We start from the raw sequence: 4,047 nt of genomic DNA, 5'->3' as shown, positions 1-4,047 counted from the left end.
GATACCGCCAGAAGGTCGCTCGACTCGCCGCCGCCTTCCTCGCTGACACAGAAGGGCCGGCGAGCGAGAACCCCTAACGAATCCGTCCGGTGCACGATCCTCTTTCGGACACCACCCGACGCCCGAACTTGCGACAGATGGAACGCTCGTTTAGGTCGATCAGCGGGCGGGGTGCCGCTGGCTAGGGTGGGCGCATGCGTACGTGGGATTTTTACCTCTCGGGTCAGGAGGTGGTATCGAACGCTTGGGGCTCGGAGGTGACTCAGCAGTCCGCGCTCGACGTGAATCTCCTCGAGGGGCTCCTGCGCGGACCGAACCCGGAGCAGGGCGATGTGGAGATCGCGGTGCCTCTCGCCCGGGTCGTGCACGAAGAGTACGAGGCCCACGGCACCCATGGCTCACCGCTCAGCAATGACGACTCACGCTTACTCGTCCGCGCGTTGAAGGCAGTCCTCGCGCGCCTTGGCATCGACACCTTCGATCCACCGTTCCGTGACTTCGAAACGTTCCGCAAGTATTGGCAGGCGAACGATGGGTACGGCAGCTGGCAGGCCAGGCGCAGCATGCTCAATGAGCAGTTCGGCGCACTCCACGAGATGCTCGACGAGCGTGAGACCGACTCGCTCGCAGGCGCACTGGCCGATCCCATTTCGCCGCGAAAGGCCACCGGATGGCAGCGCGTCGATGAGGAGCTGAACGAGATGCGGCGACACTTCCGGGCAGCTCGGACGGAGCAGGACTACTCGAACGTCGGGAACGACGCGGTGGCCGCCCTCGAAGCGCTTTCCGCGGCCTCCTACAAGCACGCACGGCACGGTGAGCCTGGCGTCGATGAGCCGCCGATCCCCAGCACGAAGGCCCGCCTTGGTCGAGTGGTTGAGGTCGAACTACCTGGGTCCGAGAACGCCGAACTGCGCAAAGTCGTTCGTGCGGCCATCGAGCTCGCGCAGGCCACGAAACACCGCCGGAACGGCGATCGGCGCTCGGCAGGCATGGCCGCAGACGCGGTGTTACTCGTCGTGAATCTGGTCCGACGACTTCGGTGACCTGCAACCCGGCCCTCGTCGCGATGACGGATTCCCGTACGGAACGCGCTAAGCCCACCGCCGATCGGCCCAGGGAGCAGGGTTCACGCCTGCCGGCACGGCGAGGCTGAGACCTCGCAGGGTGAGGAAATGACTGCACAATTTAGAATTAGCTTTTTTACTATTCCGAGTTGAGGAGAGATTATTGATAGGGCACAAATAATGAAAGATAATAAGTCGTCTCCGGGGAGAATCCCGAAGTCGGGCAACGGAGCTCGAGTAGTTGCGTGGATCGTTAACCCCGTGATATGCGCCGCTTTTTTCGGGATAGTCGGGCCGAATTGGAGCTGGTCTCTTACAGACGTGATTTTTCTGTGCATACTTCTAGTCACTATTGTTTTAGCGGCGCGGGCAAGACTGTTCGGAGTCTACGTGAGTGAGAACTCAGTTGTAATACGCTCCTGGTTTCGCTCTCATACTCTGGCCCGAGAATCAATTCTTTTCTTTAGTGAATCGCCCTATGCGGGCTTCATGTCTGGCGGGTCAAACTTCCTCCCCGGGGACACTTCACCTCTGCGAATGTTGTTCTGTTCATTCTACACAAACAGCACGCCAAGACTTGTGCAATATCCGGTAACGCTCTCGACAAGAAGAGGGGCGGACCGCTTAGGAAGCGATATTTTCGATGCAACCCGTATCGATTACATCAGTGACCGCGAGCACTTCAGCGACAAACCGGACCACTAATAGCGATAGGAGCTCCCCGGGGGACGCATCGCACCGACCGGCGATCTGGATCCAGCCACGTTCGTCCCTGTCCCAGCGTCTCGCTGAGCGATCCCCAAACGGGACGCCTGTAGGCCGGTCGATCAGACGGGTCGCACGCATGCTTCGTCTATCGCTTCTTGTTCGTCGTCGGTCAGCATTGCTGCGCTCGTGCTGGGGAACCAGCCCTGGTTCGGCCACTGGTCGATGAAGTCGGTTCGGCTGGGGGCGTCGGGGTTCTCGATGCCGTTCGCTTCGTAGCAGGGCACGAGGTACTCGGTGAGGTAGCTGTAGAGGTAGTCGATCTGCTCGGACGTCATGGGCACCACGGGTGTCGTGGGATAGCTCGACCAGCAGGTGAATGCGGCGACCGATTCGGCTTCTGTCGAGGCGGTCGTTCCGATGCTGACGGGTCCACCGCCGGCGGCGTTCGAGCCGAGGTCGACCGGGAGGCCGGCCGCGGTGAGGCAGCCCAGGAGTGCTGTCGAGTCGTTCGGGTCGCGGTATTCCTGGAACGGGTCGGCGGGTCTCGTCGCGTCGGGGAAGCCGGCCAGGACTCCTTCCCATTGGCGGTCCTGCTCCTGGATGCGCAGCTGCTCCTGCTCGTCGGGCGCGAGAGGTGCAGGGGCGGGAGAGGGACCAAGATCGGGCATCGGGTAGGCGACGACAGAGGAAGCGGTCGGCTCCGGGGCGGGATTAGGTGCGAGAGCCCACGTCGAAACCAGGGAGACCGCGAGGACGACGACGACGCCGGCGGCGACGATCCAGATCGCTCTCGCGCGGCCGGCTGGCTTCGGGTGAGTGCGGCTCTCGCCCAGGGCGGCGGCCGCGATGGATTCCGGTTCGTCGAAGGACCGCACGCGCTCGATGGCTTCTGCCGGCTCGAGGCCGGCGAGCTCCTCATCTATCCCGTCTCGGATCGCGGAGGCGACGTCGCGAGGGACGGGCCGTAGCGCCCGATCCAGTCGCTTCAAGTAGGTCTGGACCTCGCGGGGTGCGCTGGTCGGGGTCATGTGTCGTCTCCTGCCACGATCGCTTGGACGGAACGGGTGAAGGGCTCCCACTGGCGGCGGAACTCGCCCAGCTCGGCCTGTCCGGAGGGGGTGAGCTTGTAGTACTTCCGGACCGGGCCCGAACCGCTCTCCCCTGGGTAGGAGGTGATCAGACCGCGATCCTTCAACCGCCCGAGCACCGGGTAGAGCGTGCCGATGCTGGCGATCATGCCCAGCGACACCAGCTCCTCCGACAGGCGCCAGCCGTACATCGGCTCCCGCGATAGGAGCCCGAGGGCGCAGTACTCCACAACGCCCTTCCGGATCTGGGCCCCCACGTCAACTGTCATGCTTCGCATGTTAGCGTGCGATGCATATTAGCGGTGGTGGGCTTTGTCGGTCCGGCTACCGCGCGACAGGGGGACACAGATGCAGCACGATCAGGAGGAACCGTCAGGACAGCTTTCCGTCCTCACGCGTGCGCTGCGCATGCTTGGCCAGATCCTTCTGGTCTTGCTGGTGGTCGCTGCGCTTTTTTTCCAGCTCGTAGCTGCCTGGACACCACTCGGCCGAGTACTCGCGGAGTGCTACAACCTTGGATGGGTGCCGGTCGAGGCGTACTGGTACGGCGCTTCCGTACTCGTCATCGCAGCTGCTGTGAGCATCACCTCCTGGATGCGCCGGGCGGTCGGCAGCTCAGGGGTCCTCGCTGGAACACTTCTCGCAGTCGGCGTCTTGACCGCGCTGCTGTTCGTCCTCGTTGCCTTCGTGAGTCTCGCGTTTTGGGAGCGGTGGCATGACTTCTCCGCCGCTGAATGGTGGGGCCAGTTCGTCGTCTACATCGCCGCCTACGCGACCCCTGCCCTCGCGCTGATCCTCGCTGCGCGCCTGATGTTCGTCCGACGCAAGGGCAAACCCCTTCCGCTGGCCGTACCGCCCGCCGCATTCCTGGCCTTCACGCTGGCGAGCGTGGCGTTCCAGGTCATCCGAAACTGGGTGGTGTGCTGAGCTTGCGGGTGACCCTGAACAGCCGCACCCTGTTCGAAGACACCGTTTCGGAGGCATCTATCGATGCGGGAGCGAACCCACGGGACCAGACCTCCCGGCACGGCTTACTCCGGCTCCCCGCCGGATGCCAGACGACCTCTACCGGACCCCCGGGGGACCATCCCCTACCGGACGCATGGTTGACGGTCCCATGGAGGGCGGCCGCCTCCACTAGACCTCTTTATCCGACTGGGGTAGCTACCCTCGAGCCCATGACC

The 4,047-nt window shown here is 63.5% G+C and carries 4 protein-coding genes; 2 read left to right on the top strand and 2 right to left on the bottom strand.

Features of this window, described 5'->3' with window-relative positions:
* Positions 1–194: 194 nt before the first annotated feature.
* Complete coding sequence (locus tag C5C30_RS17195) at positions 195–1,046, top strand: hypothetical protein (RefSeq protein WP_146081578.1); 852 nt, start codon at positions 195–197, stop codon at positions 1,044–1,046.
* A gap of 848 nt (positions 1,047–1,894) precedes the next feature.
* Here the strand turns inward: C5C30_RS17195 and C5C30_RS17190 are convergent.
* Complete coding sequence (locus tag C5C30_RS17190; protein ID WP_104334187.1) at positions 1,895–2,803, bottom strand: hypothetical protein; 909 nt, start codon at positions 2,801–2,803, stop codon at positions 1,895–1,897.
* Positions 2,800–3,132 (bottom strand): PadR family transcriptional regulator, encoded by a 333-nt coding sequence (locus tag C5C30_RS17185; RefSeq protein ID WP_104334186.1) that lies wholly within the window; start codon positions 3,130–3,132, stop codon positions 2,800–2,802. The genes C5C30_RS17190 and C5C30_RS17185 overlap by 4 nt, the downstream gene beginning before the upstream one ends.
* 79 nt (positions 3,133–3,211) lie before the next feature.
* Here C5C30_RS17185 and C5C30_RS17180 point away from each other — a divergent pair, with 79 nt between their 5' ends.
* The gene (locus tag C5C30_RS17180; protein ID WP_104334185.1) at positions 3,212–3,790 is read left to right on the top strand and encodes a hypothetical protein; all 579 of its coding nucleotides are present in this window, start codon (positions 3,212–3,214) and stop codon (positions 3,788–3,790) included.
* The last annotated feature ends 257 nt before the right edge of the window (positions 3,791–4,047 follow it).

Source organism: Rathayibacter sp. AY2B5 (assembly GCF_002931645.1).
Classification (GTDB): Bacteria; Actinomycetota; Actinomycetes; order Actinomycetales; family Microbacteriaceae; genus Rathayibacter.
This window is presented reverse-complemented; position numbering and strand designations above follow the sequence as displayed.